The following is a 26,091-nucleotide window of genomic DNA, read 5'->3' as shown; positions in this document are numbered from 1 at the left end:
AAGAAAAGAATGAATATATTAGTTCTGGCAGGTTTACTATTGTTTACTTTGAGTAACTGTGTTGATGAATTTAATGCGAAACTTCCGGATGGTGGTGTAGGGTTGTTGGTGATTGAAGGCAATATCATTTCGGACAGTACCGTGGTGTTTGCATTGAGCCGTACCTTTTCTCTGAATGAGGAAGGCTTGCCCGAAGGATATAACCAGATTGTTGCCGATGTTGGTGTGGTAGGAGATGACGGTTCGCGCATCACAGGAACTTCTATTGGCGATGGCCGTTATCAGGTACAGATTGGAACACTGAATAAGCAGGTCCGTTATGGACTGGAAGTGAAATATGAAGAGGATACCTATACCTCTGAACTTCAGTATCCGGTAGAGACTCCTGCAATTGCCGATGTCACCTTTGAACAGCCGGAGAATTATGGCACTATATATATACGTCTTTCTACACAGAAAGCAGACGGCACGGTATATTATATCTGGACTTATGAAGAAGACTGGGAAGTGAGAACGGCATTTTATTCCAGGTGGATTTACGACCCGATGACAGAGACGATTCAGACTTTTGAAAAAGCTCCTTATGCACAAGGTTGGAGTCATGCCGAATCCAGTAAAACACTTGTAGGTTCTACAGAGTCGAATGTAGAGAATCTGTTGAAGAATAAAAGGATGTATTCTATTGCTTCCGACAATATCAGAGTTTCATATTATTACAGTACGTTGATTACACAGAGAGCTTTGTCAAAAGGAGAATTCGAGTATTATGAGAATAAGGCGAAACAGAGTGAGAGTATGGGTGGGTTGTTTACTCCCCAGCCGTCGGAGTTGCCTACAAATATCACTTGCAGCGATCCGGATAAACAAGCGATAGGTTATGTGGGAGTCAATATGAATGTAAGTGAATACCGGCTTTATATTTCGACTAATGATATACAATATGACAATCCGTATGATTGTGACTATCTGGCGGATGACGAGATAGCTGGCAGAACTGACTATGATTTATATATGGATGGATATCGTATTGCTTATCTTGACATGATGACCTATCAGTGGGCCCAAAAAGAATGTACAGACGTTCGTGCTTTGGGGGCAACTCTCAATAAACCTTCTTTCTGGCCGTTACCGGACAGAGAATATTAATATCAGAAGTATCATGAAGAAAATAATATCTATCATCATTTGTTTGATTTCAGTAGTGGCTTTGCAGGCTCAGATTACTGAATATATGAGAATATATACTGATAAGGATAATTATTTGGCGGGAGAAGATTTGTGGATAAAGGTCTGTGTTACCGATTCCACATTTCGTGAAAGTCTGACAAGTAAAGTGGCTTATGTGGAAATTAGTGATATGCACCAGATGTATGCACAGGGTAAGATAGCCCTGCAAAATGGTGTAGGGTGGGGGCGTGTCCGTTTTTCTCAGACCATGCATTCGGGCATTTATCAGCTTACGGCATATACCCGTTATATGAGAAACCAGTCAGCAGATAGTTTTCCGAAGAAATACATTGCCGTGCTGAATACCAATCAAGCCATGGAGGAAGATTATGTGGAAGTCCTGACGGATTCAGCAGCTTTGATTTCTGATAATCCGGTTACTTCTCCTTTACGTTTGTCAACAGATAAATCCGTATACGGTAACCGCAACAGAGTGACTTTGAAATTACCCCAATTGTCATCCGATATGAAGGAGCTTTCCTTATCTGTAGTGAGGAAAGACTGTGTGTTGCCTGCTTTTCCCACCTCCGGCTATTCATTGAAAGCAGATAATGCTTCTGATAATCATCTTATTGCCGAATGTGAGGGACATATAGTAGTCGGGAGGTTGATAGGAGCGTCTGCCGATTCTGTGGATGCCCGGTTGTCTTGTGTGGGTAAGGACATCCGGATTTTTGACGGACAATCACAACCTGACGGTACTTATGCCTTTTATACTTCGGGAATAACGGATATGCAAGAAATTGTTTTGTCGGCTTTGCCGGGAAAAGGGCACCGGGCTCGATTGGAAATAGCTTCTCCTTTTGCCGGGATACTGCCCGCAAAACTTCCGAAACTTCGTATGGCATATAATGAGGATGCATTGGTAGAACGTAGTATCGGAGCACAACTACATCACATCTTGCCGGTCGACTCTACCCATAACCGGAGTATACTGGAACAATTGCATGATTTTTATCCTTCAATCAGTTACAACCTGGATGAATACGTCCGTTTTAATACGGTGCGTGAAGCATTCATTGAGTTTGTGATGGGAATACGCGTAAGTAAATCGGAAGGTGAAACGATTATCAGGATATTGCAGGAGGATGTGAAACGTTTTAGTAGTTTGAAAGCATTGGTGCTGATAGATGGAGTTCCTATTGAAAACCATGAGACAGTGCTGGACTATAATGCGCGTTTATTGCATTTTATCCACCAATATAGTGGCAGATATACATTTGGCGGTAAAGTGTATGATGGAATTGTTTCGTTGATAACACATAAGGGTTCACTTCCCGGATTGCGTCTGGACGAGAATTCCCAACTGTTTGCTTATGAGTTCCCGCAGAATAGGCCTGCCTTTGAGGCACCGGCATATGACTCGGAGGAGCAAATGAAATCTCGTGTTCCTGACTTTCGCCATACGCTTTACTGGAATCCGGTAATCACTCCTGCAACGGATGTCGTTAGTTTCTATACGTCGGATATGAAAGGGCGTTATGTGGTCACTTTGCAAGGGATTACTGCTGCAGGTGAAACGGTTAAAGCCCAGTGCGAGTTTGTTGTGCAGTAATCTTAGTCAGCCAGCATTCTTCTTCTATACTCGGTAGGTGTGAAGCCTGTATTCTTCTTGAACGACTTGTTGAAATGGGATATTGTATCGAAACCACATTCGGTACTGATTTGGGAGATATTCATATTATCTAAAGAGAGCAGTTTGCAGGCGTACCCGATGCGCATGTCCAGTATGTAGTTTTTCAGAGTTTTTCCTGTCTTACTCTTGAAGAAACGGCAGAAAGAGGCAGGGGACATGGCAGCCAGACAGGAGATTTCATTTAAATCCATATGGCGTGTATAGTGTTGGTTCAGATAGGCCAGAATTTTATCTATCCGGGAGTTACCGCGTATCTGGTCCATCTGCTCCGACGGAGGGAGAATGACTTTGGAACTTATGTCGGACATCTCTTTGAACAGTTGCAGAATGGATAGAATCTGATCCATGCCGGACTCCAAAGGAATACTTTCGAGCAGGTCGATTGCCTTATCGGAACATCCGGCAGGAAAGTATATGCCTCTCTGTGAATCATCCAACAGCTTTTTTATTTTGGTGAACTGGATGTAGTGCCGTATGGAATACTGCATAAAGTCCTGTTCGAATTGTATGATGGTGCCTTTGGTCCGGAGGTTGCTGTCGGCGGTATGATAGATGTCGTCGCTCTTCATGTAGTGGGGGAGGTTGGACCCAAGCAGGATGAAATCCCCGTCTCTGAAGTTTTCCATGCTATTCCCGATGAAGCTGGTTCCCGTACCTTCTTTAAAGTAGATGATTTCATATTCGGCATGGAAATGCCACGGGTATGTAAAGTGAGCATAGTCATAGAAACGGGCTTTGATGGGCGACGACTCTGAGATAGGGAGTTGCTCGTTTATCATTCTTCGGGTGGCTGGCTTCATAAGTGGCAAATTTAGAGTTATTCTTTGCAAATATAGGAAAAATAGTCCGTGAATCAATTCGCTATTTTTGCAAAAGAATAATCAAATATACAGAAATTAATAAATTAAAGAATAAAGATGGAAAAGACTTGGAGATGGTTTGGTAAGAAGGACAAGATTACGCTGGATATGCTGAGGCAGATAGGCGTAGAAGGTATTGTAACCGCTTTGCATGATGTGCCGAATGGCGAAATTTGGACCGAGGAAGCTATCAATGATTTGAAGAAATACATCGAATCCTATGGTTTGCGCTGGTCTGTGGTAGAGAGTTTGCCGGTTTGCGAGGCAATCAAATATGCAGGGCCGGAGCGTGACCAGTTGATAGAAAACTATAAAGTCAGTCTGGCAAACCTGGGCAAATGTGGCGTGAAGACTATCTGCTATAACTTTATGCCAGTTATCGACTGGATACGTACGGACTTGCAGCATCCTTGGGCTGACGGTACATCATCCCTCTATTTTGACCGCGTCCGTTTCGCTTACTTCGACCTCCGCATCCTTGGACGCGAAGGAGCTGAGAAAGACTATTCTCCCGAAGAACTGGCAAAAGTGGAGGAACTGGACAAGACAATCACCGAAGCGGAGAAAGACGACCTTATCGACACGATTATCGTGAAGACGCAAGGTTTTGTAAACGGTAATATCAAGGAAGGAGATAAGAATCCGGTGAATATCTTCAAGAAACTGCTGGCTCTGTACGAAGGCATCGACCGTGACGCACTTCGTGAAAACATGCGCTATTTCCTTTCTGCCATCATGCCTGTGTGCGAAGAGTATGGTGTGAATATGTGTGTGCATCCCGATGACCCACCGTTCCAGGTATTGGGCCTGCCCCGCATTGTGACCAATGAAGAAGACATCGCCTGGTTCCTCAATGCAGTGGATAACCCGCACAACGGACTGACTTTCTGCGCAGGTTCACTTAGCGCAGGCGAACATAACGATACCCGTGAGTTGGCGAAGAAGTTTGCAAAGCGTACTCATTTCGTGCATCTGCGCAGCACGGCAGCCATGCCGGGCGGCAACTTCATCGAAAGTTCCCATCTGGAAGGACGTGGACACTTGATTGACCTTATCCGTATCTTTGAGAAGGAGAATCCGGGATTGCCTATGCGCGTAGACCATGGCCGGATGATGCTGGGCGATGAAGATAAAGGATACAATCCCGGGTACTCATTCCACGGCCGCATGCTGGCACTGGCACAGGTGGAGGGAATGATGGCAGTGATTAATAATTAAAAATTAAAAATTAATAATTAAAAGTTATGATGAACGAACAATTTAGTATTGCAGGTAAGGTGGCAGTAATCACCGGTGCCGGTGGTGTATTGGGTGGCAGCATTGCCAAGTGTTTTATGGAACAAGGTGCTAAAGTTGTAGCTGTCGATATTCGTCAGGAGCAACTGGACAAGCGCGTAGAAGAACTGAAAACTTACGGTGAAGACGTTATCGGCATCGTAGGTAACGTGCTGGACATTGCCAGCCTCGAAAAATTGGCGGACGACATCGTTGCCAAATGGGGACGTGTGGACATCCTGTTGAATATTGCCGGTGGCAATATGCCGGGCGCTACCCTTGCTCCGGACCAGAACTTCTTCGATATGGATATCGCGTGCTGGGATAAAGTAACCAGCCTGAATATGAACGGAACCGTCTATCCGTCTCTGGTATTCAGCAAAGTTATGGCTAAACAGGGTAAAGGCTGCATTGTGAATGTGTCTTCCATGGCAGCTTATAGCGCCATCACCCGTGTGCCGGGCTATTCGGCAGCAAAGACGGCCGTTGCCAACTTCACTCAATGGCTGGCAAGCGAACTTGCATTGAAGTATGGAGACGGCATCCGTGTGAACGCCATTGCTCCGGGCTTCTTTATCGGCGACCAGAACCGTGCAGTTCTCATCAACCCCGATGGCTCGCTGACGGACCGCAGCAAGAAAGTACTGGCTAAGACCCCAATGAAACGTTTCGGCGATATCAACGAGTTGAACGGTGCTGTACAATTTCTGTGCAGTGATGCCGCCAGCTTCGTGACGGGAGCGTTACTGCCGATTGATGGTGGTTTCAGTGCATTCAGCGGAGTGTAAGAACTGTTGCCGGATACCGCCGGAGAACAGGCTATTATAAAAACAGGCAGATAAAGATTCAACTTTATCTGCCTGTTTAAGTATCTACTCTATGTATGGTCAATACTGAAGTATGAAGTTTTCCGCCACTTTCAGAAACCGTTCATGCCCTTTCTTATTCAGGTGTGCCGTATCCTTGTTTCCCTGGAAATATATTTTCCTGAAAGTATCGTTATCGGCATAAATGCTCCCTTTCCTGGCACTGTCGAAAATGGGAATACTGTAATTGCCGCAGACCTCAATCATTGCATCTACTATTTTCTCCGAATTGCTTCCTTTGAAGTCCTTGCAGTTCCACCGGGTGAAAAAGAATATCCTGGCTGTGGGGTATTTCTCAACAAGCCCTTCGCAAAGTATCCCCAGTTTGTCTTTAAAGTTGCCTATACCTCCGATGGAGTCCAGCTTGAAGGAATCATTGTGTCCGCCAATTACGATGACATAGTCTAAACTATCCGGCATTTCCTTATACCTTAAATACATGGCTTCTCCCCAGCGGGGACTGGAATAGGCTATGCTGCTTCCGTTTCTTCCGTAATTGAAATACTCCATGCCATGTTTTCGGGCAAAGGCATAGTGCCAGGTGTTTTCGACAGGTTCTTTGTGGTTTCTGACGTAGCTGTCTCCAATGACGCCTATACGTTTGCCTTTAAGTTCATCTGATGACGAACCGGTAGTTACCGTCTGTGCATGGCTAATGATGGCAGATAGGCAACATCCCATAAATAGTAGTTTCTTCAGGGTTGATTTCATTCTCATATTTATTGGATTTTAATGATTAATATTGGGTTTCTTGCCACAGGACTGGCAAGACTTTGCCACCGTATTGGCAGTACCTTGCCAGTCCTGTGGCAAAATTTTGCCAATGCATTGGCAAAGACTTGGCAATGTATCTGCAACAATAACGCCTGCCTATTGCTTCAGTGCGAATACCAATACGCCTGCCGTAGGAATATCTGTTGTCCCTATCAGAACTTTCGCCCCTGCCGGAAGTGCAAACGAGTAAGGCTTGTCGCCGTAATTGAGCACGATGCCCAGTCCGTTGCGATACTCCATTGTTACGCCATAAGGCAGGTCCATGACGGGGATACCCAGTTCGGCATACAGTTTTTTCAATACATCCCTTTCCAGAGTGCCGTCCGTACTGTCGATGCCTACATACGTGATGCTGCCTTTGCCGAGTTTGCGGGTGCTGATTGCGGGCTTTCCTTCATAGAATTCTTCGATATACTTGCCCCATGTACGGCAATCTTTGCCCGGTTTCAGTATCTCGCCCCAGGTGTTCCAGGTGTATTCCTTACCGTCCATGACGTACTTTCCGGGCTCTTCGGGGAGGAGGAGGTCGTAGAATTCCATCTCATTGCCCGTCAGCAGGTCAATCATGGAGCCGAAGGGGGCTTCGGGCAGACGGCCGTAACGGTCTTTTTGTGCAGTGCGGCAGGTCAGCACCAGATTTCCGCCCTGTTTCACGTATTCAGTCCAACGCTCCACCAGGGCTTTGTCCGCCATCTGATAGGCAGGGGCAATTACTACCGGGTATTGCGACAAGTCTTTGCTTTCGTTGATGATGTCTACCGGGGCGCCAAAACTTTTCAGGGTGCGATAGTACTTCTCGACGTGGGCCATTGTGTTCCAGGTTCGGTTCTGTTTCTGTCGCTCGATGCTCCATGCGTTCTCGTGGTTGAAGAGGATGGCGGTGCGGCGTGCCAGGTAATCGGCAGGCTTCACTTCACGGGCTTTTGCCTGAGTGCGTAGTTGCTTGATTTCCTTGATGAATTGTTCAAACTCCCGTCCGCCGGGGGTGACGGTGGTGCCGTCCGTGTTTACAATGCCATAGTGATATTGCTCTGTTCCATAGAGCGGCTGGCGGTAGCGGTAGGTGCATGTGAAGTCGCTTCCACCGGCAAAAACACTCCACAGCCACAAGCGTACGGCTCCGGGCAGGGGTTGCGGGTTGATGCTTCCCCAGTTCACTTGTCCCGGCTGGAGTTCCATTACTCCGTAGGTGCCTTGCACGGGGCGGAAGAAGTCGTTGGCAAAGGCGATGCGCAACGGGTTGCCCACACGGTATCCGCGACGACCGATGTCTTCGTTGTCGCCGTAGACCATGTAGCGGGTATAGCTCACAAAGTCAAGGTCGGGGCTGCCACCGATATGTCCTTCATCATAATTGGGGATGTAGTTTGTGGTCACCCATTGGTTGCGGGCATGCTTCTTGATGAGCAGGCATTGCTCGTTCAGGAAGTCATTCGTCTGCCCGGCGGCAAAGCGGCGGTAGTCCAGAATCTGGTGATGATTCATGAACATCTGGGCGGTTTTGGGAAGGGTAATCTCATCAAAAGACGAGTAAACCTCGCTCCAGAAGGCTGTGCCCCAGGCATCGTTCACTTCCTTAATATTGTTGTGATATTTGTTTCTTAGGAATTGGCGGAAAGCCACTTCGGCGGCAGGGTTGTAATCAAACTGCACGGCAGGTTCGTTGTCGAGCTGCCAACCGATGATGCGCGGGTCGTTGCCGTAATGCTGTGCCAGCTTCTCTATCATCTTATAGGACAGTTCCCGGTAAACGGGAGAAGCGAACGACGCATGCTGGCGTGCGCCATGGTCGAGTATGGTTCCGTCTTCCTGCTTAATCAGGATTTTCGGATACTTGCGGCTCAACCAGACGGGCGGGGTGGCGGTGGAGGTACACATGATAACTTTCAGTTGGTACTTGTCGGCAAGGGCAACCGCTTTGTCAAGCCAGGCAAAGTCATACTTCCCCTCTTCGGGTTCCAGTTGTGCCCAGGCAAACTCGGCAAAGTGCGTGAACTCGAAACCCAATTCGTGCATTTGCTTGAAATCGCGTTCCCACTGGCTTTCGTCCCAGTGTTCGGGATAGTAGTAGGCACCGGTCAGGGTGAGGTCTTTTTCGTTGAACCATGCAGGTTGTGCAAAGAGCATTCCGGTCGTCAGACAGGCGCAGAGTAAGATGAAAATCTGTTTCTTCATGGGTATTTTACTTGATGGATTTATATGTAGACAAAGGTACGCGTCGGGGCGAAAACAGGCTATGGAAAATAGTACAAATCTATGCAATATAGAGCCTTTTTAGATGAATTTCCATGTAAATGTACATGTTTCCATTCGTTGGGATAGTGAAAAGGCCTATTTTCGCAGCATAATTAATAAGCGGAACATAATGGGTACTATGAAGAGGAATCTTACTATAATATTATTATTGCTCCTTGCGCTGGCAGGGATGAAAGCGCAGGCACTTCCTTTCCGCTTATCTAAAGGGGCGGGCACTTTCCGCCTGGGCATAGTGGCAGGCGACAAGAGCCGCTGGCTGGACGAGTGTGAACTGGAAAAAACGGGAGACCGGACATACATAATAAAGGATACATTGTTAGGAATAGGTAAAATTAGGTTAATGATATGCCCTCTCACAGATACTAAAGGGTTGTTAGTGGAGGTTTCCGGCTCCCGTTTACCAGAAAATCTGTCCTTGTGCTGGGCCTTTGGGGCTTGCAACGAAGACGAAGCACTCTCAGGACAAGGTGCCGCAATCTCTCCCGAAGCTTGCCGTGACAATGTATTCAGCGATGAAGAAAATGCTTTTACGGTGTACTATGGTGCCAGCATGGCTCTGCGCGTCACGCAGGGGATAGTGCCTGTCGGGTCGGAACTCCGCCTGTCGGATGCCCGCCGGCAAACGTCGCCACTCGAGTTGTATCACTCCGGAAAGAAAACGGATGCCCCTGTCATTTCTTCCCTCTACTCTTGGAATACGAAGGAAAAATGCTACTTCTGTTTCTATAAACAGAATGCCCGGGCGGATTATAATTACTTTATGTTGCCCCAACTATTTGAGAAGGAGAGTAAGAGATGAAACGTTTAGCTTTATTCATATCGGCTTGTTGTTGGATGCTTGTGATGCAGGCAGCTATCCATAATGTGAAAGATTATGGTGCCCGGGCTGACGGGGTAACCATCGACTCGCCCGCCATCAACCGTGCCATATCTGCGGCTTCTGCCGGAGGTGGCGGAACGGTGTATGTTCCTGCGGGTGAATATGCCTGTTACTCCATCCGTCTTGCCAGCCACGTTCATTTATATCTGGAACAAGGCGCACGTATCATTGCCGCTTCACCCACCCCTGACGGCGGATATGATGAGGCGGAACCTAATGAGCACAACCGTTATCAAGATTTCGGGCACAGCCATTGGAAGAACTCCCTCATCTGGGGAATCGGCTTGGAAGATGTTACCATTAGCGGCCCGGGACTCATCTACGGCAGAGGACTGACCCGTGAAGAGAGCCGCCTGTCGGGAGTGGGGAATAAGGCCATCAGCCTGAAACTCTGTAAGAATATCACGTTGAAAGACTTCTCTATGTTGCGTTGCGGGCATTTCGCTCTGTTGGCGACGGGCGTGGATAATTTGAGTATTATCAACCTGAAAGTGGATACTAACCGTGATGGTTTCGATATAGATTGTTGCAAGAATGTACGCATCACCGGGTGCAGCGTAAATTCTCCCTGGGATGATGCCATCGTATTGAAAGCCTCTTATGCCCTCGGCAGTTTCAGGGACACGGAAAATGTGACTATTTCCGACTGTTACGTCAGCGGCTACGACCGTGGTACTATGCTGGATGCCACTTGGCAACGCGATGAACCTCAGGCTCCCGACCACGGTTATGTGACGGGACGCATCAAGCTCGGCACAGAATCCAGTGGCGGTTTCAAGAATATCGCCATTACAAACTGCATATTCGAGCGTTGCCGGGGTCTTGCCCTTGAAACGGTGGACGGCGGACAACTGGAAGATATTGTCATCAGTAACATTACGATGCGGGATATTGTGAATGCTCCTTTCTTTCTGCGCCTCGGCAAGCGTATGCGCAGCCCCGAAGGTACTCCGGTGGGGGCAATGAAACGCATTCTTATCAGCAACGTCAATGTGTTTAATGCCGATTCCCGCTATTCGTCCATAATCAGCGGCGTGCCGGGAGCATTGATTGAAGATGTGACATTCAGCAATATCCATATTTACCATCAGGGAGGATATAGTGTGGAGGACGGCCAGCGCATCCCGCCCGAAAATGAAAAGACTTATCCGGAGCCGTGGATGTTTGGTACTATTCCGGCAAAGGGCTTTTATATCCGTCATGCCCATGGCGTGACTTTGAACGATGTACACTTCCATTACAAACAGGCGGACGGCCGGCCTTTGCTGGTGACGGATGATGCCGACGGGTTGGTATATCGGAATATAACAGTGGACGGTAAAGAATATAAGAATTAATAAATTTATAACCACACCATGAAAAAGAAACTATTAGGAGTTTTCCTCTTTATGAGCCTCATATGCGGGAGCGCTGTTGCACAAGAACTGCCCGACAAGAAAGAGACGCTCAAGAATCTGGTAAAAGTGAATGATTACTTTATGAAGAAGTATGCGGACTATCGTACTCCGTCTTACAATGGCATCATACGTCCCAGTAACATCTGGACACGTGGCGTGTATTATGAGGGATTGATGGCGTTGTACTCCATTTTTCCCCGTGAAGAATATTACGATTACACCTATCAGTGGGCCGATTACCACAAATGGGGAATGCGCAACGGAAACACCACTCGCAATGCAGATGACCAGTGTTGCGGACAGGTTTATATAGATTTGTATAACATGTCTTCCGATCCGGAGAAAATTCGGAAAATCAAGGCCAGCATAGATATGATAGTCAATACCCCGCAGGTGAATGACTGGACTTGGGTGGATGCCATACAAATGGCTATGCCTATCTATGCCAAGCTGGGCAAGCTGACGGGAGAACAGAAATATAATGATAAGATGTGGGATATGTACAGCTATTCCCGCAATGTGCATGGCAAGAATGGACTCTTCAATCCGAAAGACGGATTGTGGTGGAGGGATGCCGACTTTGTGCCTCCTTACAAGGAACCGAATGGAGAGGATTGTTATTGGAGCCGCGGCAACGGTTGGGCATACGCTGCATTGGTTCGCGTTCTGGAAGAAATTCCGGCGGACGAACTGCACCGTGCGGATTACATCAACGACTTCCTTGCAATGAGCAAGGCTTTGAAGAAATGCCAGCGCAAAGATGGCTTCTGGAATGTGAGCCTGCACGATGAAACGAACTTCGGCGGAAAAGAGACAAGCGGCACGGCGCTGTTTGTTTATGGTATGGCCTGGGGCGTGCGCAAAGGATTGCTGGACAAGAAAGAGTATCTGCCGGTATTGCTGAAAGCCTGGAATGCAATGGTTCAGGATGCTGTTCATCCGAATGGTTGTCTGGGTTATGTACAGGGAACAGGGAAAGAACCGAAAGACGGCCAGCCGGTGACCTATGATAAAGTACCCGATTTTGAGGACTACGGTGTAGGTTGCTTCCTGCTGGCAGGAGCGGAAGTTTATAAATTGAATTGATAAGTAACAGATTTCATAGATTATAGTATAATTGATCGGATGAATCAATTAGGAGGAAGGAGGGGCTGTGAAGTCGTTCCTTTTCTTTTTCTTTGCGTAATTTAGTGCTATGCGCTAAATTATTATCAGTAAAACGAAAATAACTAATACAAAATTATATGAGACAAATTGCAGTATTAATGATTTGGGGATTGTCGATTGCTTTTAGTGCGAATGCACAAAGCTATAAATTCGACTTCACACCCGGTAAGAAAGTAAAAGACGGATACGTCAAAGTAACACCCACTGACCGTTATGACGAAGCAAAAGGGTATGGATATGATTTATCAGCTTCTCCCGATGGCAAGAGTAAGGCTCCTTTTTTCTTCTCGGTTGCCGTGCCCGATGGTAACTATCATGTCACAGCCGTTATTGGTAGTAAACGTAGTGCAGGAGAAACCACTCTGCGGGGAGAATCCCGCCGGCTCTTCTTCGAGAATGTAAAGACAAAAAAGGGAGAATTATCTTCCTGTTCCTTTACAATCAACAAACGTGATATACATATCTCGGAGAAAGAAGATGTGCGCATCAAGCCTCGTGAACGCAGCAAACTGAACTGGGACGATAAACTGACTCTGGAGTTTAACGGAGATGCCCCTCAACTGACTGAATTAATCATTGACCGCGTGGAAAATGTTCCTACTATTTTCTTATGCGGCAACTCTACCGTAGTGGATCAGGACAACGAACCCTGGGCAAGTTGGGGACAAATGGTTACCCGCTTCTTTACCGACAGCGTTTGCTTTGCCAATTATGCTGAATCCGGTGAATCAGCCAATACCTTCATAGGTGCCGGACGCTTGAAGAAAGCGCTGACGCAGATGAAACCGGGAGATTATATCTTTATGGAGTTCGGTCATAACGACCAGAAACAGAAAGGTCCCGGTAAAGGTGCTTTCTACTCCTTTATGACAAGTCTGAAAACGTTTGTAGATGAGGCCCGTGCCCGTGGTGTACAGCCGGTATTGGTAACACCTACCCAGCGTCGCAGTTTCGATGAAAATGGTAAGATAAAAGACACCCATCTTGACTTCCCCGATGCAGTGCGTTGGCTGGCAGAAAAAGAGAATATTCCTTTGATCGATTTGCATGCTATGACCCGCACCTTATATGAAGCTATGGGAGTGGATGAATCCAAACATGCTTTCGTGCACTATCCTGCCAATACCTATCCGGGACAGAATAGACCTTTGGCAGATAACACTCATTTTAATCCGTATGGTGCTTATCAGATAGCCAAATGTGTAATTGAAGGAATGAAAAAAGCGGAACTGCCTTTTGTGAAGTTCCTGCGGACAGATTATGAAGGATATAACCCTGCCCAACCGGACGCCCGCGAAAGTTTTAAATGGAATGATTGTCCGTTTACGGAAATTGAGAAGCCGGACGGTAATTAAGAGAGAATAGTTGAACACAAATTACGCGAATTGTGCAAATATTGTTTCTTTAAAATTTAGAGAAACATTTGCGTAATTCGCGTAATTTGTGTTCAGCTATTCTGCCCTTTTAAACAGCATTTTTATTTTCCACTATATCAGCTTTTCCACATCCGGTATTACAATCTCCCCTCTATGGAGTGTCAGTAGTCCTTCTTCCTGCATGCCGTTCAATGCCTTCGATACGCTCAACCGCGTGTCATTGATAGTATCGGCAAGCTCTTCCATCTTTATTTTCAGTATCTTTTCTCCCGAAGGGCGTTCAATGTGCGAAAGAATAAAATTCGCAATACGTGCTTCAAGTTTATCAGGTACCTTGGTCCACAAACGATTGTAGCAGGTTTGTGCCCGGTTACTGATGATATTCATATAGTTTAGGCGGAAGATTTCATATCTGAACAAATCATTCATTACAAATGCCTTACTGATAGTTACGGTACATACTTCTGTGCGTGCTATGTGAGTAGATACATAGCAAGTGTTCATGCCGAACAAAGCCTGCGGTTCAATCAGGTAAGGTGCCTGAAAGAACTCTGTAAAGGTGTAAGAATTATCTGTAGATGAGGTAGATGAAGCGATTTCTCCGTTTAAGATAAATATCAACTGTCCACATGCCGCACCTTTTTTTACTAAAACATCTCCAGCTCTGTGCTTGGTGAAATGTAATTTTACTTTTCCCAATATACTGGTGAAGTCCTCATGAGCGAGGCCTTGAAATAGTGGCAATTGGAGCAGGGTGTCATACATCGTTTCCATATCTTTATCAACTTCTTGTTTGAAAACAAATGTAGGCATAATAGCTATCTGCCGTAAACACTTAGGCTTTCTTTTTGTTTTTTTTATTATTTCTTAAACGTGCTATTCATTCAGGTAATTAAATCTTGCGGAATGCATAAAAATCGATTATCTTTGCAAAAAAAAGGAGGAACGTATGTTTGCAGCATTCAATTTACAACAAATGATAAGTGCTTTTATCGTATTATTTGCAGTTATCGACATTATTGGTTCTATTCCTATTATTATTAACTTGAAGGAAAAAGGAAAGGATGTGAACGCATTGAAAGCGACATTGATATCCTTCGCATTGTTGATTGGTTTCTTCTATGCCGGAGATATGATGTTAAAGTTGTTTCATGTGGACATCGAGTCGTTTGCCGTTGCCGGTGCATTCGTCATCTTCCTGATGTCTCTGGAAATGATTCTGGATGTGGAGATATTCAAGAATCAGGGACCTATCAAGGAAGCTACTTTGGTACCTTTGGTTTTCCCGTTGCTGGCCGGCGCCGGCGCATTCACTACTTTGCTGTCCCTTCGCGCGGAGTATGCCAGTGTCAACATTATCATTGCTTTGGTGCTGAATATGTTGTGGGTATATTTTGTTGTCAGTATGACGGGACGTGTGGAACGTTTCCTCGGCAAAGGCGGCATTTATATCATTCGTAAGTTCTTCGGTATCATTTTGCTGGCTATATCCGTGAGGTTGTTCATGGCGAACATTACGTTGCTGGTGGAGGCGCTACAGAAGTAGTGCCTGCCGGCCAAAAGGCTATCTCGGTCCTGTTTTTATCTTTTGCTGAATATATATTTGGAAAATATGCAATAAAGCTATATCTTTGCACCCAAATTGAGAACAATGATGAAATATTTATGTACATATAGTCCTATTGCACGGTTGCCGCAGAATGAACAAAACTGCTGCTGTAGCGTCGTGCACGTACATTGGTTCAGTGGTTTCATCTAAATACTTCTATAAATCATTTTCTATTTTCAGCCGGATGTCTTGATATCGGCTATCGGTTTTCCAGTTACTCATAATTTGTAATTGCGGTTGTTGTTGCGTTCCTGCCGGGAGATAAACTTCTCTGGCAGGCAGGGCAGGCAAGTGCGCCGCGCATTACCTAAACTAGAATTGATATGTTTCAAATAGTTGGCCTGATGTTCTTGGGCATAGTTATCGGTTATGGCTTTCGCCGCATTTCGCTATTGCGCAAAGTGGAGGTATCTATATCTTATACGGTATTTTTGCTGTTATTTGTCTTGGGTGTTACCATCGGTTCCAATAAGCTGATTGTAGACAACCTCTTTTCTTTTGGCTGGCAAGCGGTGTTGCTGGCTTTGGCTGCTACGGTAGGCAGTATTTTAGCTTCATGGATTGTATTAAAGTTGTTTTTCACTTCTAAAAAGAAAAAGGTATGAAAGATAGTTTGATTGTATTGGGAGTTTTTGTAGGTGGATGCCTGTTGGGAGTCTTGGGATATTTTCCGGTGGACCTGAAGACGGGTAATATGTCTATATATATATTGTATGCGTTGATGTTTCAGATAGGCATCAGCATCGGTTCGAACAAGGAGTTGAAGAGTATGATTTCGCAGCTCCGGCTGAAGTTCTTGCTGATACCGTTGGCAACGATCAGTGGAACGTTGATATTTTCAGCACTTGCCAGTCTGTTGCTTAGTCGTTGGAGTATCTTCGACTGCATGGCAGTGGGAAGCGGTTTTGCTTATTACTCCCTGTCGTCTGTGTTGATTACGCAGTTTAAAGAAGCTTCAATCGGGCTTCAGTTGGCTACGGAATTGGGTACTATTGCTTTGCTGGCAAATATATTCAGGGAAATGATGGCTTTGCTGGGTGCACCGTTGCTGGCACGGTATTTCGGACGGTTGGCACCTATCTCTGCTGCGGGTGTCAATTCGATGGATGTGATATTGCCTGTCATTACCCGATATTCGGGGAAAGACATGGTTCCCGTAGCCATATTTCATGGCTTACTTATTGATATGAGTGTACCGTTCTTTGTTTCTATGTTTTGCAGACTATGATGGTTGCTCTTCTTCTGCCTCACATGTTTCAGCCTCTTCGCCGGGCTCTTCATCAGACGTTTCTTCTTCGTCTGCAAACGGGTCCGGTCGTTGAGGTCCGTACCCCATGAATGCCAGGGAACAGATGGTGCCGGCTATGGCTCCACTGAGGTGTCCTTCCCATGAAGTCGTTTCTTTGGCAAAGAATGGGAACATGTTCCAGATTAGTCCCCCATAGAGAAAGGTTACTAATAAGGATATGGCAATCAGTGGCACATGCTTCCGTAGGATGCCGCTGAAAAACAGGAAGAATGCAAGTCCGTAGATGATTCCACTGGCTCCGATGTGCCACCCCGGTTTACCTATAAGAAAGGTAAGAGCTCCACAACCTATCCAGATAGCAAAGAATATATAGGAAGCTATGTGCCGGTAAAAGTAGAACAGACACCACGACAAGAAGAATAGCGGCAATGTGTTTGCCAGCAGATGGCTCCAACTGCCATGCACCAATGGGTGTGCAAAAATGCCAAACACTCCCCTTTGCTCCATGGGATACACACCTAATTTCCTGAAATCCCAGTCCATGCCAACTTCGAGGAACTTTAGTAAATAAAGAATAAAAAGAAGGAATAACGGTATAACCGCTGCCAGAGCTATCCGGCGTATATCATGCTTCATATTTTCGTAGGGTCTTCTTTAATTATTGTACAATGCTACAAATAATTTAAGTAAAAATGAAAATAAATGAACTTTTTATTTTGCGTATTGTCTTTAATTTGTATTTTTGGGCATCACTACCATACTTGGGAGCATTCTATCGCAGGTATGGAGCATGATACCTGAACAATTAACCTTTAAATAATGCACAACTATGAGTTATTTACGATTTGACAAGACTCTGATGATCAATCTGGAAGAATCTTTACCAAGGGAGATACTCCGGACTAATAAGTCAGGGGCCTATCATTGTACAACGATTGTAGATTGTAACACACGCAAATATCACGGACTATTGGTGATTCCCGTCCCCAATCTTGACGATGAGAACCATGTGCTGCTATCTTCTTTGGACGAAACGGTAATTCAACACGGTGCGGAGTTCAATCTGGGGTTGCACAAATATCAGGGAGATCACTTCAGTCCTAACGGACATAAGTATATCCGCGAATTCGACTGCGAACATATCCCGGCTACGACTTACCGTGTAGGAGGCGTTATCCTCCGTAAAGAAAAGATTTTTGTACATCACGAGAATAGGATTCTGATTCGCTACACCTTGGTGGATGCCCACTCGGCTACCACGCTCCGGTTTCGTCCATTTCTGGCATTCCGCAGTGTGCGCGAGTATACGCACGAAAATCCGCAGGCAAACCGTGACTACCAGTTGGTAGAGAATGGTATAAAGACTTGCATGTATCCTGGCTATCCCGAACTCTTCATGCAACTCAATAAGAAGAATGAGTTTCACTATCAGCCGGATTGGTACCGTGGCATCGAGTATCCCAAAGAACAAGAACGCGGCTACGACTTCAATGAAGATCTGTATGTTCCCGGTTATTTCGAAGTAGATATAAAGAAAGGAGAAAGCATTGTCTTTTCTGCCGGTATCTCCGAAATATCTCCGCGTAAGTTGAAACAGACCTTCGAGGCGGAAGTGGAAGACCGTACACCGCGCGACAGTTTCTATCATTGTCTGGTGAATTCGGCACATCAGTTCCATAATAAGCAGGGAAATGAACATTACGTGTTGGCAGGATACCCTTGGTTCAAGTGCCGTGCCCGTGACTTGTTTATTTCTTTGCCGGGTTTAACGCTGGCAGTGGATGAGCAAGACGAGTTTGAAGACGTGATGCTGACTGCTGAAAAGGCTATCCGGGAATTTATCAATGGAGAACCTGCCACTTTCAAGATATATGAAATGAACGATCCCGATGTGCTGTTATGGGCAATCTGGACTTTGCAACAGTACGCCAAGGTAACTTCGCGTGAACAGTGCCGTCAGAAGTACGGCAAATTGCTGGAAGATATCATGGATTATATCCGTAGCCGCAAGCATGATAATCTCTTCCTGCACGAAAATGGCTTGCTTTATGCCAATGGAGCGGAGAAAGCCATCACTTGGATGAATTCTACGGCTCATGGCCGTCCCGTCACTCCACGTACGGGATATATTGTAGAAGTAAACTCTTTATGGTATAATGCACTTCGTTTTATTGCCGATTTGGTTCGTGAGGATGGCAATGTTCATCTGGCGGACGAACTGGATGCACAGGCCGAAGTGACCGGAAAATCTTTTGTAGAAGTATTCCGTAATGAGTGTGGTTATCTGTTCGACTATGTGGATGGGTATATGATGGACTGGAGCGTTCGCCCCAATATGATATTTACCGTTGCTTTCGATTATTCTCCGTTAGACAGGGCACAGAAGAAACAAGTGCTCGATATTGTGACGAAAGAGTTGCTTACGCCGAAAGGGCTGCGTACTCTTAGTCCGAAGAGCGGAGGATATAATCCGAATTATGTCGGTCCTCAGACTCAGCGAGATTATGCTTATCACCAGGGTACGGCTTGGCCGTGGCTCATGGGCTTCTACATGGAGGCTTATCTGCGCATCTATAAGATGAGCGGTGTGTCGTTCGTAGAGCGTTATCTGATAGGCTTTGAAGATGAGATGACGAGTCATTGTATTGGTTCGCTGCCCGAACTCTTTGATGGTAACCCACCGTTCAGAGGTCGTGGTGCAGTCTCCTTTGCCATGAATGTGGCCGAGATACTGCGCATCTTGAAGTTGTTGTCTAAGTATAATTTATAAGAGGAGGAACGAAAATGAAAGTTTTAATGTTTGGATGGGAGTTCCCCCCGCATATCCTAGGTGGTTTGGGAACTGCCAGCTACGGTCTGACGAAAGGAATGTCCCAACAGCAGGACATGGAGATTACTTTCTGTATTCCGAGGCCGTGGGGCGATGAGGACCAGAGCTTTTTGCGCATCATAGGTATGAACAGTACTCCGGTAGTGTGGCGCGATGTAAATTGGGATTATGTAAAGGGGCGCGTAGGTTCTTATATGGACCCTCAGCTTTATTATGATTTGCGCGATCATATTTATGCTGATTTTAATTACCTGAATACTAATGATCTCGGATGTATTGAGTTTTCCGGGCGCTATCCGGCCAATCTGCACGAAGAGATAAATAACTATTCTATTGTAGCGGGTGTCATAGCCCGACAGCAGGAATTTGAAATCATTCATTCACACGACTGGCTGACGTATCCTGCGGGTATCCATGCTAAGCAAGTTTCCGGCAAGCCGTTGGTAATCCATGTACATGCCACCGACTTCGACCGTAGCCGTGGCAATGTGAACCCTACTGTCTATGCCATTGAGAAGAATGGTATGGATCATGCCGATCACATCATGTGTGTGAGTGAACTGACACGTCAGACGGTTATCAATAAGTATTTTCAGGATCCTCGTAAGGTATCTACCGTACACAATGCCGTTTCTCCGCTTCCGCAAGAAATACAGGACATCGTGCCGCAAAAGAAACCGAATGAAAAGGTGGTGACTTTCCTGGGACGTATCACTATGCAGAAGGGACCCGAGTATTTTGTAGAGGCTGCTGCTATGGTATTGCACCGTACACGCAACATCCGTTTCGTAATGGCTGGTAATGGTGATATGATGAATCAGATGATTCGCCTGGTGGCTGAGCGTGGCATTGCCGACCGCTTCCATTTCCCTGGATTTATGAAAGGAAGTCAGGTATACGAAATGCTGAAAGCGAGTGATGTGTACATTATGCCTTCTGTTTCGGAACCATTCGGTATATCCCCTTTGGAAGCTATGCAATGTAGTGTGCCCACCATTATTTCCAAGCAGTCCGGTTGTGCCGAGATCTTGGAGAAGTGCATCAAAACCGATTATTGGGACATCCACGCTATGGCAGATGCTATTTACGCTATTTGTACTTATCCTGCACTCTACGAGTATCTGCGCGATGAGGGAAAGAAAGAAGTGGATGGCATCAAATGGGAAGATGTAGGCTTGAAAGTGCGTCGCATCTACGAAGAGGTTATTAAAAAACAATAAGAGTTGATGAGGCCTCAGATACAAGTTGACAAGTGTCGTAAATTTCCTTGTTAACTTGTTCCCTCGTAAACTCGTCAACTATAAACTTAAAACTTATATAGATATGAGAACCATCTGTCTTTATTTTGAGATTCATCAAATCATTCACCTGAAACGCTACCGTTTCTTTGATATAGGTACTAATCACTATTACTATGATGATTATGCCAACGAGTACAGCATTAATGAAGTTGCCGAACGTTCCTATATTCCCGCATTGAGTGCGCTCATTGAAATGGTTAAAAACTCCGGTGGTGCATTCAAGGTGGCTTTGTCCGTTTCCGGTGTGGCTTTAGAGCAATTGGAGATCCACGCGCCGGCTGTAATCGATTTACTGCATCAACTGAATGATACCGGCTGCTGTGAATTCCTGGCTGAACCTTACTCTCACGGCCTTTCTTCTTTGGCGAACGAAGATTGCTTTAAGGAAGAAGTGAAACGCCAGAGTGCCAAGATGAAGCAAATGTTCGGTAAAGCGCCGAAGGTATTCCGTAATTCCAGTTTGATTTATTCTGATGAGATTGGCGGACTGGTTGCAAGTATGGGCTTTAAAGGCATGCTGACTGAAGGTGCCAAACATATTCTGGGTTGGAAGAGCCCGCACTATGTATATCACTGTAGTCACAATCAGAACCTGAAATTGTTATTACGTGATTTCAAACTCTCGGATGATATCAGTTTGCGTTTTTCTAATTCGGAATGGAATGAGTATCCGTTGTTTGCTGATAAATATATTAGCTGGATCGATGCTTTGCCACAGGAGGAACAAGTCATCAATATCTTCATGGAGCTGAGTGCATTGGGTATGGCCCAGCCGCTTTCTTCCAACATTCTGGAATTCCTGAAAGCTTTGCCTGTTTGTGCTAAGGAGAAAGGTATTGCATTCTCCACCCCAACTGAGGTTATCACAAAATTGAAGTCTGTATCTCAACTGGATGTTCCGTATCCGATGTCTTGGGTGGACGAGGAGAGAGATACCAGTTGCTGGCTGGGTAACAGCATGCAACGCGAAGCGTTCAATAAACTGTATAGCATTGCCGAACGTGTGCATCTCTCTGATGACCGCCGTATCAAGCAAGACTGGGATTATTTGCAGGCAAGTAACAACTTCCGCTTCATGACGACAAAGAACAGTGCTGTAGGGTTGAACCGGGGTATCTATGAATCCCCTTATGATGCATTTACCAACTACATGAATGTTTTGGGTGATTTCATCAAACGGGTAGAATCTCTTTATCCGATGGATATAGATAATGAGGAACTGAATGCCTTGTTGACAACTATCAAGAATCAAGGTGATGAAATTGAAGAATTAAACAAAGAAGTGGAGAAGCTGCAAGCAAAACTGGAAAAAGAGAAATCTGTTGAGAAGGCGGCAAAGACCAAAGAGTCTGCAACAAAGGCTAAAGCTCCTGCTGCAAAGAAGCCTGCTGCAAAGAAAACGACCAAGAAAGAGACTGCCAAGTAGTCTTTCTTGAGAGTATATATATAAATAAAAAGCCTTCCGCTCTATTTTGAACGGAAGGCTTTTTTGTACCTTTACTTTATTGGAGAAGAATTTATTTATTGAATGTAGTGTAAGTAACTTCCAGTTTCAATGGTGTGATTACTTCTTCGCCTTTTTTAGCCGGACCACCTTTTAATTTGGCATATCCCGGTTGTAAGTCATTCTGTATGTTCGTCATTGTCTTTTGACCACTACTGCTTGTATCATATGTGATGGCAACAGGAATCAAATATACTGTACTCCAGTCTTTTTCCCATGCTTTTTCTTTTTCTTCATTCCATGTAGCACCGGCTTCTTCCTGAGCTTTCTTCTTGGCAGCACCTTTCTCTTTAATACAGGTACTAACCAGACGGGCAATATTACTGAATGTATACTGATTAGTCGCTACACTATTATGTTCTACAGTAAATGACGTGATATTGTCCGGTAGCTTATTCTCTTCAAAGAAGCTCTTAAAGTCCATTTTACGTATCAGAAGCACATATTTTGGGGCACTCATACTGAATTCGTACTTACTGTCTTCATTGTAATTGGTGAAAGTCAATTTCACGGCATTAAGTGTATCACCAGCTAATTCCTTATTGATTGACTCGTAAGGTAAAACTGCTTCTGTGAAAATTCCGGCAGGAGATTTGATATAAGTATGCTCGGGTTGTTCAGCAAGTTCTTTGATTTTATCAGAATTAAAGAACTTGTTGGCTTGGATTACCTCTTTGGTAGAAGCAAACTCAGTTCTCCATCTGTAAGCGGTAGAGTCTTCATTTTCAAAACCATTCTGCTTCCGTTTATAAGGAATATTAGTTGTAGTATCTATTACATAATAATGATACTTCATTTGTAAGTCTACGCGGTCTACATAAAGCACAGTTCCATCACCATAGTCACTCTTTATATATACACCTTTGAATACTTTATCTATGAAAGCGTTGGAATTCTCAAACCACTTTGGATTTTCTTTGGAGTCTCTAATCCACTGATTTCCATATTTTTCTTTGTCAAGTTCAAAAGTAACACTTGGATAATAAGTTTTATTACCATTACTATCTGTAGCGTTTCTTTCCTCGTCAGTAACACTTGTATCATAAGCTGTGTAAGCTTTACGATTTAATAATATGGGTGATTTACCTTCCGGTCTGTAATAATCTGACGGATCGATATTAGTGTAACGATTACGGTCTAACTTAGTTTGTAATTCATACGCACTCATACGGCAAGGATTCAAAGAATCTCCGAACCAAGTAGAGTAATAAACCACTAAGCGTACACCTGATACTGTATCTCCTACCAGAATTCCCGTTTTCTTATCAAAATCATATTTTTCAGGGAATTTGAAGTTATCTATACAGTTCAACTCCGTCAGGAAACTGGCTTCATAATATCCGAATATAGGATCAGTAAAACGACCTACATAGCCAGTGCTGGTCTTAGCAAATACAGAATCGGCAAGAACAGAGCTTGTGGTTACATCGAACGTTGTCGTATGCGCAGATATACCATCAGAACCGGGCAACATACCCATTCCTAATGTGCCGGTATTATCATCGCAACCAAAGAAAGTGAGAGTTGCCGTCAAAAGCAGAGCTCCTAGATACTTAACTTTCATAGTTTTCTTTGTTATCTTGTTTATTTTTGTTCTGTTTCCCACACTTTATCGTAGAACTCATTACAAGCATCTGCAAAGGTTTCGGGAGTTTGATATTCTAAAATAGGTTTTCCGGATTGACGGGCATATTCCATCACCTCTTCGTTAACGTTTTCACTTTGCTGGATAACGCCGTCTGAGTAATCGATAGCCAACTTGCATAACGCAGCATAATCTACCGGAGCTTTCAAATTGGCTACGTCCTTCTTAGCAACGCCTTTCAACATCAATCTGTTCACAAAATCGGCATTGAATGATTCTTTGAAGTCATCTTCGAAGACAGAGAATACCACTTTGGCATCACGGAATGAAGGCTCGTCCTTATATGCTTTCTTGATATACAAAGGAGCTAAGGCGGCCATCCAGCCCTGGCACTGGATAATATCCGGACACCAGCGCAACTTTTTTACTGTTTCCAGCACACCACGTGCATAAAAGATAGCACGGCTGTCATTATCTTCATACTCTACACCATTTTCATCGGCAACTTGCAAGCGGTTTTGGAAATAGTCATCGTTGTCGATGAAATAAACCTGCATGCGGGCAGATTGAATGGAAGCAACTTTAATAATAAGGGGATGGTCGGTATCGTCAATAATCAGATTCATACCGGAAAGACGTATCACTTCATGCAATTGGTTTCTGCGTTCATTGATATTCCCCCATTTAGGCATGAATGTTCTGATTTCTCTGCCTTTTTCCTGGATTGCTTGAGGTAGGTGCCTGCCTACAAGGGACATTTCGGATTCTGGTACGTAAGGAGTAATCTCTTGTGTAATAAATAAAACCTTGTTCGCCTTTGTCATAATAACAATGTTCTCAATTATTCTGCAAAGATATAAAAAAAATCGGGCACTTGGGCAAATAAGTCGGCTCTATAATTCCTTATGAATTGTTAACTGCTTGTTTTTCAGTATTTACCTGCCTTGTGAGGGCTTGTTGTGCAGATATAACTTTTGCATTAATTTGCGATATTTCTTCTTTATATGCTAAATAATAGTTTATTTTGCACCGTTTTTGCAAACGACTAAGTTATTATACAACCTATAAAGATGAAAATAGTACATACTATCAAGGACTTGCAGGCCGGATTGTCGGCTTTACGGGCCCAAGGTAAAAAGGTAGGATTAGTGCCTACGATGGGCGCTCTGCATGCCGGTCATGCGTCATTGGTAAAGCGTTGTGTTGCTGAGAATGACGCTGCGGTAGTGAGTGTTTTTGTAAACCCGACACAGTTTAACGACAAGAATGATTTAGAGAAATATCCCCGTACATTGGAAGCTGATTGTGCTTTGTTGGAAGCATGTGGTGCTGCGTTTGTATTCGCCCCTTCGGTTGCGGAGATGTATCCTGAACCTGATACCCGGCAGTTTAGCTATGCTCCGTTGGATACAGTGATGGAGGGAGCCTTTCGTCCGGGACATTTCAATGGTGTCTGCCAGATTGTGAGCAAACTGTTTGATGCCGTGAAGCCGGACCGTGCTTACTTCGGAGAGAAAGATTTTCAGCAGTTGGCTATTATCCGTGAGATGGTTCGTAAGATGGATTATCCGTTGGAAATAGTGGGATGCCCCATTATACGTGAGGAAGATGGACTGGCTTTGAGTAGTCGTAACGCACGTTTATCTGCCGGAGAACGCAAAAATGCTTTAAAAATCTCGCAAACGTTGTTTGAAAGTCGTACCTTTGCAACCTCTCACACAGTTGCTGAGACTCAGAAGTTTGTGGAAGATGCCATTGCAACTGCTCCCGATTTGCGTCTGGAATACTTCGAGCTGGTGGACGGCAACACGTTGCAGAGAATTGCCGATTGGGAAGATACGGCATATGCTGTAGGTTGCATTACAGTATTCTGTGGTGATGTCCGACTGATTGACAACATTAAATATAAAGAGTAATAAACCTAAAAAGAGAGATCAGGCCTTATGATGATTGAAGTGCTGAAGTCGAAAATCCATTGTGCCCGCGTCACGGAAGCTAACCTCAATTATATGGGGAGTATTACGATTGACGAGGATTTGTTGGATGCGGCCAATATGATTGCCGGCGAAAAAGTGTATATTGCCGACAATAATAATGGCGAGCGTTTTGAAACCTACATTATTAAAGGTGAACGCGGTTCGGGCAAAATTTGCTTGAACGGTGCGGCAGCCCGCAAGGTGCAGCCGGATGATATCATCATTATTATGTCGTATGCCTTGATGGACTTTGAAGAAGCCAAGTCGTTCAAGCCGTCGGTGATTTTCCCCGATCCGGCAATGAACAAGGTGGTGAAGTAGCC

Annotated in this window: 23 protein-coding genes; 16 read left to right on the top strand and 7 right to left on the bottom strand. The window is 44.9% G+C overall.

Annotated features, from left to right (window positions below):
* Positions 1–9 precede the first annotated feature (9 nt).
* Complete coding sequence (locus tag QZ135_RS17760) at positions 10–1,146, top strand: DUF4249 domain-containing protein (RefSeq protein WP_294612272.1); 1,137 nt, start codon at positions 10–12, stop codon at positions 1,144–1,146.
* A 13-nt stretch (positions 1,147–1,159) separates the two neighbouring features.
* Complete coding sequence (locus tag QZ135_RS17755) at positions 1,160–2,782, top strand: hypothetical protein (RefSeq protein ID WP_294612269.1); 1,623 nt, start codon at positions 1,160–1,162, stop codon at positions 2,780–2,782.
* Positions 2,783–2,784: 2 nt separating this feature from the next.
* Here the strand turns inward: QZ135_RS17755 and QZ135_RS17750 are convergent, their stop codons facing one another.
* A complete protein-coding gene (locus QZ135_RS17750; protein ID WP_294612265.1) occupies positions 2,785–3,663 on the bottom strand; it encodes an AraC family transcriptional regulator in 879 nt (292 codons plus the stop codon).
* A gap of 117 nt (positions 3,664–3,780) precedes the next feature.
* Here QZ135_RS17750 and uxuA point away from each other — a divergent pair, with 117 nt between their 5' ends.
* Positions 3,781–4,941 (top strand): mannonate dehydratase, encoded by a 1,161-nt coding sequence (gene uxuA, locus QZ135_RS17745; RefSeq protein WP_294612262.1) that lies wholly within the window; start codon positions 3,781–3,783, stop codon positions 4,939–4,941.
* 29 nt (positions 4,942–4,970) lie between these two features.
* Positions 4,971–5,786 (top strand): SDR family oxidoreductase, encoded by an 816-nt coding sequence (locus QZ135_RS17740; RefSeq protein WP_025835454.1) that lies wholly within the window; start codon positions 4,971–4,973, stop codon positions 5,784–5,786.
* 99 nt (positions 5,787–5,885) lie between these two features.
* Here QZ135_RS17740 and QZ135_RS17735 read toward each other — a convergent pair whose 3' ends face one another.
* Positions 5,886–6,581 (bottom strand): SGNH/GDSL hydrolase family protein, encoded by a 696-nt coding sequence (locus tag QZ135_RS17735; RefSeq protein WP_294612259.1) that lies wholly within the window; start codon positions 6,579–6,581, stop codon positions 5,886–5,888.
* A gap of 153 nt (positions 6,582–6,734) precedes the next feature.
* Positions 6,735–8,765, bottom strand: a complete 2,031-nt coding sequence (locus QZ135_RS17730) for a beta-galactosidase (protein ID WP_294612291.1) — start codon at positions 8,763–8,765, stop codon at positions 6,735–6,737.
* Positions 8,766–9,012: 247 nt separating this feature from the next.
* On the opposite strand from QZ135_RS17730, the gene QZ135_RS17725 reads away from it, so the two are divergent.
* The 4 genes from QZ135_RS17725 to QZ135_RS17710 all read left to right on the top strand — a co-directional run bounded on the left by QZ135_RS17725 (position 9,013) and on the right by QZ135_RS17710 (position 13,693).
* Positions 9,013–9,693: a DUF4450 domain-containing protein gene (locus QZ135_RS17725; protein WP_294612256.1), complete on the top strand. Its 681-nt coding sequence runs from the start codon at positions 9,013–9,015 to the stop codon at positions 9,691–9,693.
* Entirely contained in the window at positions 9,690–11,111 is a 1,422-nt protein-coding gene (locus tag QZ135_RS17720) for a glycoside hydrolase family 28 protein (protein ID WP_294612251.1), read from the top strand. The genes QZ135_RS17725 and QZ135_RS17720 overlap by 4 nt, the downstream gene beginning before the upstream one ends.
* An 18-nt stretch (positions 11,112–11,129) precedes the next feature.
* Positions 11,130–12,257 (top strand): glycoside hydrolase family 88 protein, encoded by a 1,128-nt coding sequence (locus tag QZ135_RS17715; protein ID WP_294612248.1) that lies wholly within the window; start codon positions 11,130–11,132, stop codon positions 12,255–12,257.
* A 158-nt stretch (positions 12,258–12,415) separates the two neighbouring features.
* Complete coding sequence (locus QZ135_RS17710; RefSeq protein ID WP_294612245.1) at positions 12,416–13,693, top strand: rhamnogalacturonan acetylesterase; 1,278 nt, start codon at positions 12,416–12,418, stop codon at positions 13,691–13,693.
* Between the two features lie 132 nt (positions 13,694–13,825).
* Here QZ135_RS17710 and QZ135_RS17705 read toward each other — a convergent pair whose 3' ends face one another.
* Positions 13,826–14,488: a Crp/Fnr family transcriptional regulator gene (locus tag QZ135_RS17705; protein ID WP_294612242.1), complete on the bottom strand. Its 663-nt coding sequence runs from the start codon at positions 14,486–14,488 to the stop codon at positions 13,826–13,828.
* Between the two features lie 175 nt (positions 14,489–14,663).
* Between QZ135_RS17705 and QZ135_RS17700 the strand changes: the two genes are divergently transcribed.
* The 3 genes from QZ135_RS17700 (at position 14,664) to QZ135_RS17690 (ending at position 16,551) form a co-directional block, all read left to right on the top strand.
* Complete coding sequence (locus QZ135_RS17700; protein ID WP_294612238.1) at positions 14,664–15,260, top strand: MarC family protein; 597 nt, start codon at positions 14,664–14,666, stop codon at positions 15,258–15,260.
* Positions 15,261–15,646: 386 nt separating this feature from the next.
* Positions 15,647–15,928 (top strand): LysO family transporter, encoded by a 282-nt coding sequence (locus QZ135_RS17695; RefSeq protein ID WP_294612236.1) that lies wholly within the window; start codon positions 15,647–15,649, stop codon positions 15,926–15,928.
* Entirely contained in the window at positions 15,925–16,551 is a 627-nt protein-coding gene (locus QZ135_RS17690) for a lysine exporter LysO family protein (RefSeq protein WP_294612233.1), read from the top strand. The genes QZ135_RS17695 and QZ135_RS17690 overlap by 4 nt, the downstream gene beginning before the upstream one ends.
* Here the strand turns inward: QZ135_RS17690 and QZ135_RS17685 are convergent.
* Positions 16,546–17,208 (bottom strand): rhomboid family intramembrane serine protease, encoded by a 663-nt coding sequence (locus QZ135_RS17685; RefSeq protein ID WP_294612230.1) that lies wholly within the window; start codon positions 17,206–17,208, stop codon positions 16,546–16,548. The genes QZ135_RS17690 and QZ135_RS17685 overlap by 6 nt on opposite strands.
* 193 nt (positions 17,209–17,401) lie before the next feature.
* Between QZ135_RS17685 and QZ135_RS17680 the strand changes: the two genes are divergently transcribed.
* The 3 genes from QZ135_RS17680 (at position 17,402) to QZ135_RS17670 (ending at position 22,129) form a co-directional block, all read left to right on the top strand.
* Entirely contained in the window at positions 17,402–19,342 is a 1,941-nt protein-coding gene (locus QZ135_RS17680; protein ID WP_294612227.1) for a glycogen debranching enzyme N-terminal domain-containing protein, read from the top strand.
* Positions 19,343–19,356: 14 nt separating this feature from the next.
* Positions 19,357–20,622: a glycosyltransferase family 4 protein gene (locus QZ135_RS17675; protein WP_294612224.1), complete on the top strand. Its 1,266-nt coding sequence runs from the start codon at positions 19,357–19,359 to the stop codon at positions 20,620–20,622.
* Positions 20,623–20,725: 103 nt separating this feature from the next.
* Positions 20,726–22,129, top strand: a complete 1,404-nt coding sequence (locus QZ135_RS17670) for a glycoside hydrolase family 57 protein (RefSeq protein ID WP_294612219.1) — start codon at positions 20,726–20,728, stop codon at positions 22,127–22,129.
* Positions 22,130–22,220: 91 nt separating this feature from the next.
* On the opposite strand, the gene QZ135_RS17665 is transcribed toward QZ135_RS17670, so the two are convergent.
* Both QZ135_RS17665 and QZ135_RS17660 read right to left on the bottom strand, forming a co-directional pair.
* Positions 22,221–23,771, bottom strand: a complete 1,551-nt coding sequence (locus QZ135_RS17665) for a DUF4270 domain-containing protein (RefSeq protein ID WP_294612217.1) — start codon at positions 23,769–23,771, stop codon at positions 22,221–22,223.
* A 20-nt stretch (positions 23,772–23,791) separates the two neighbouring features.
* Positions 23,792–24,616, bottom strand: coding sequence for a glycogen/starch synthase (locus tag QZ135_RS17660; RefSeq protein ID WP_294612214.1), 825 nt, complete (start codon positions 24,614–24,616; stop codon positions 23,792–23,794).
* A gap of 246 nt (positions 24,617–24,862) precedes the next feature.
* Here QZ135_RS17660 and panC point away from each other — a divergent pair, with 246 nt between their 5' ends.
* Both panC and panD read left to right on the top strand, forming a co-directional pair.
* On the top strand, positions 24,863–25,708 hold the full coding sequence (gene panC, locus QZ135_RS17655; RefSeq protein WP_294612211.1) for a pantoate--beta-alanine ligase: 846 nt from the start codon (positions 24,863–24,865) through the stop codon (positions 25,706–25,708).
* A gap of 27 nt (positions 25,709–25,735) precedes the next feature.
* The gene (panD, locus tag QZ135_RS17650) at positions 25,736–26,089 is read left to right on the top strand and encodes an aspartate 1-decarboxylase (protein ID WP_294612208.1); all 354 of its coding nucleotides are present in this window, start codon (positions 25,736–25,738) and stop codon (positions 26,087–26,089) included.
* Positions 26,090–26,091: the final 2 nt, after the last annotated feature.

Source organism: uncultured Bacteroides sp., from assembly GCF_905207245.1.
GTDB lineage: Bacteria > Bacteroidota > Bacteroidia > Bacteroidales > Bacteroidaceae > Bacteroides.
The sequence above is the reverse complement of the archived record's forward strand: the minus strand, read 5'-3'. Positions and strand labels throughout refer to the sequence as shown.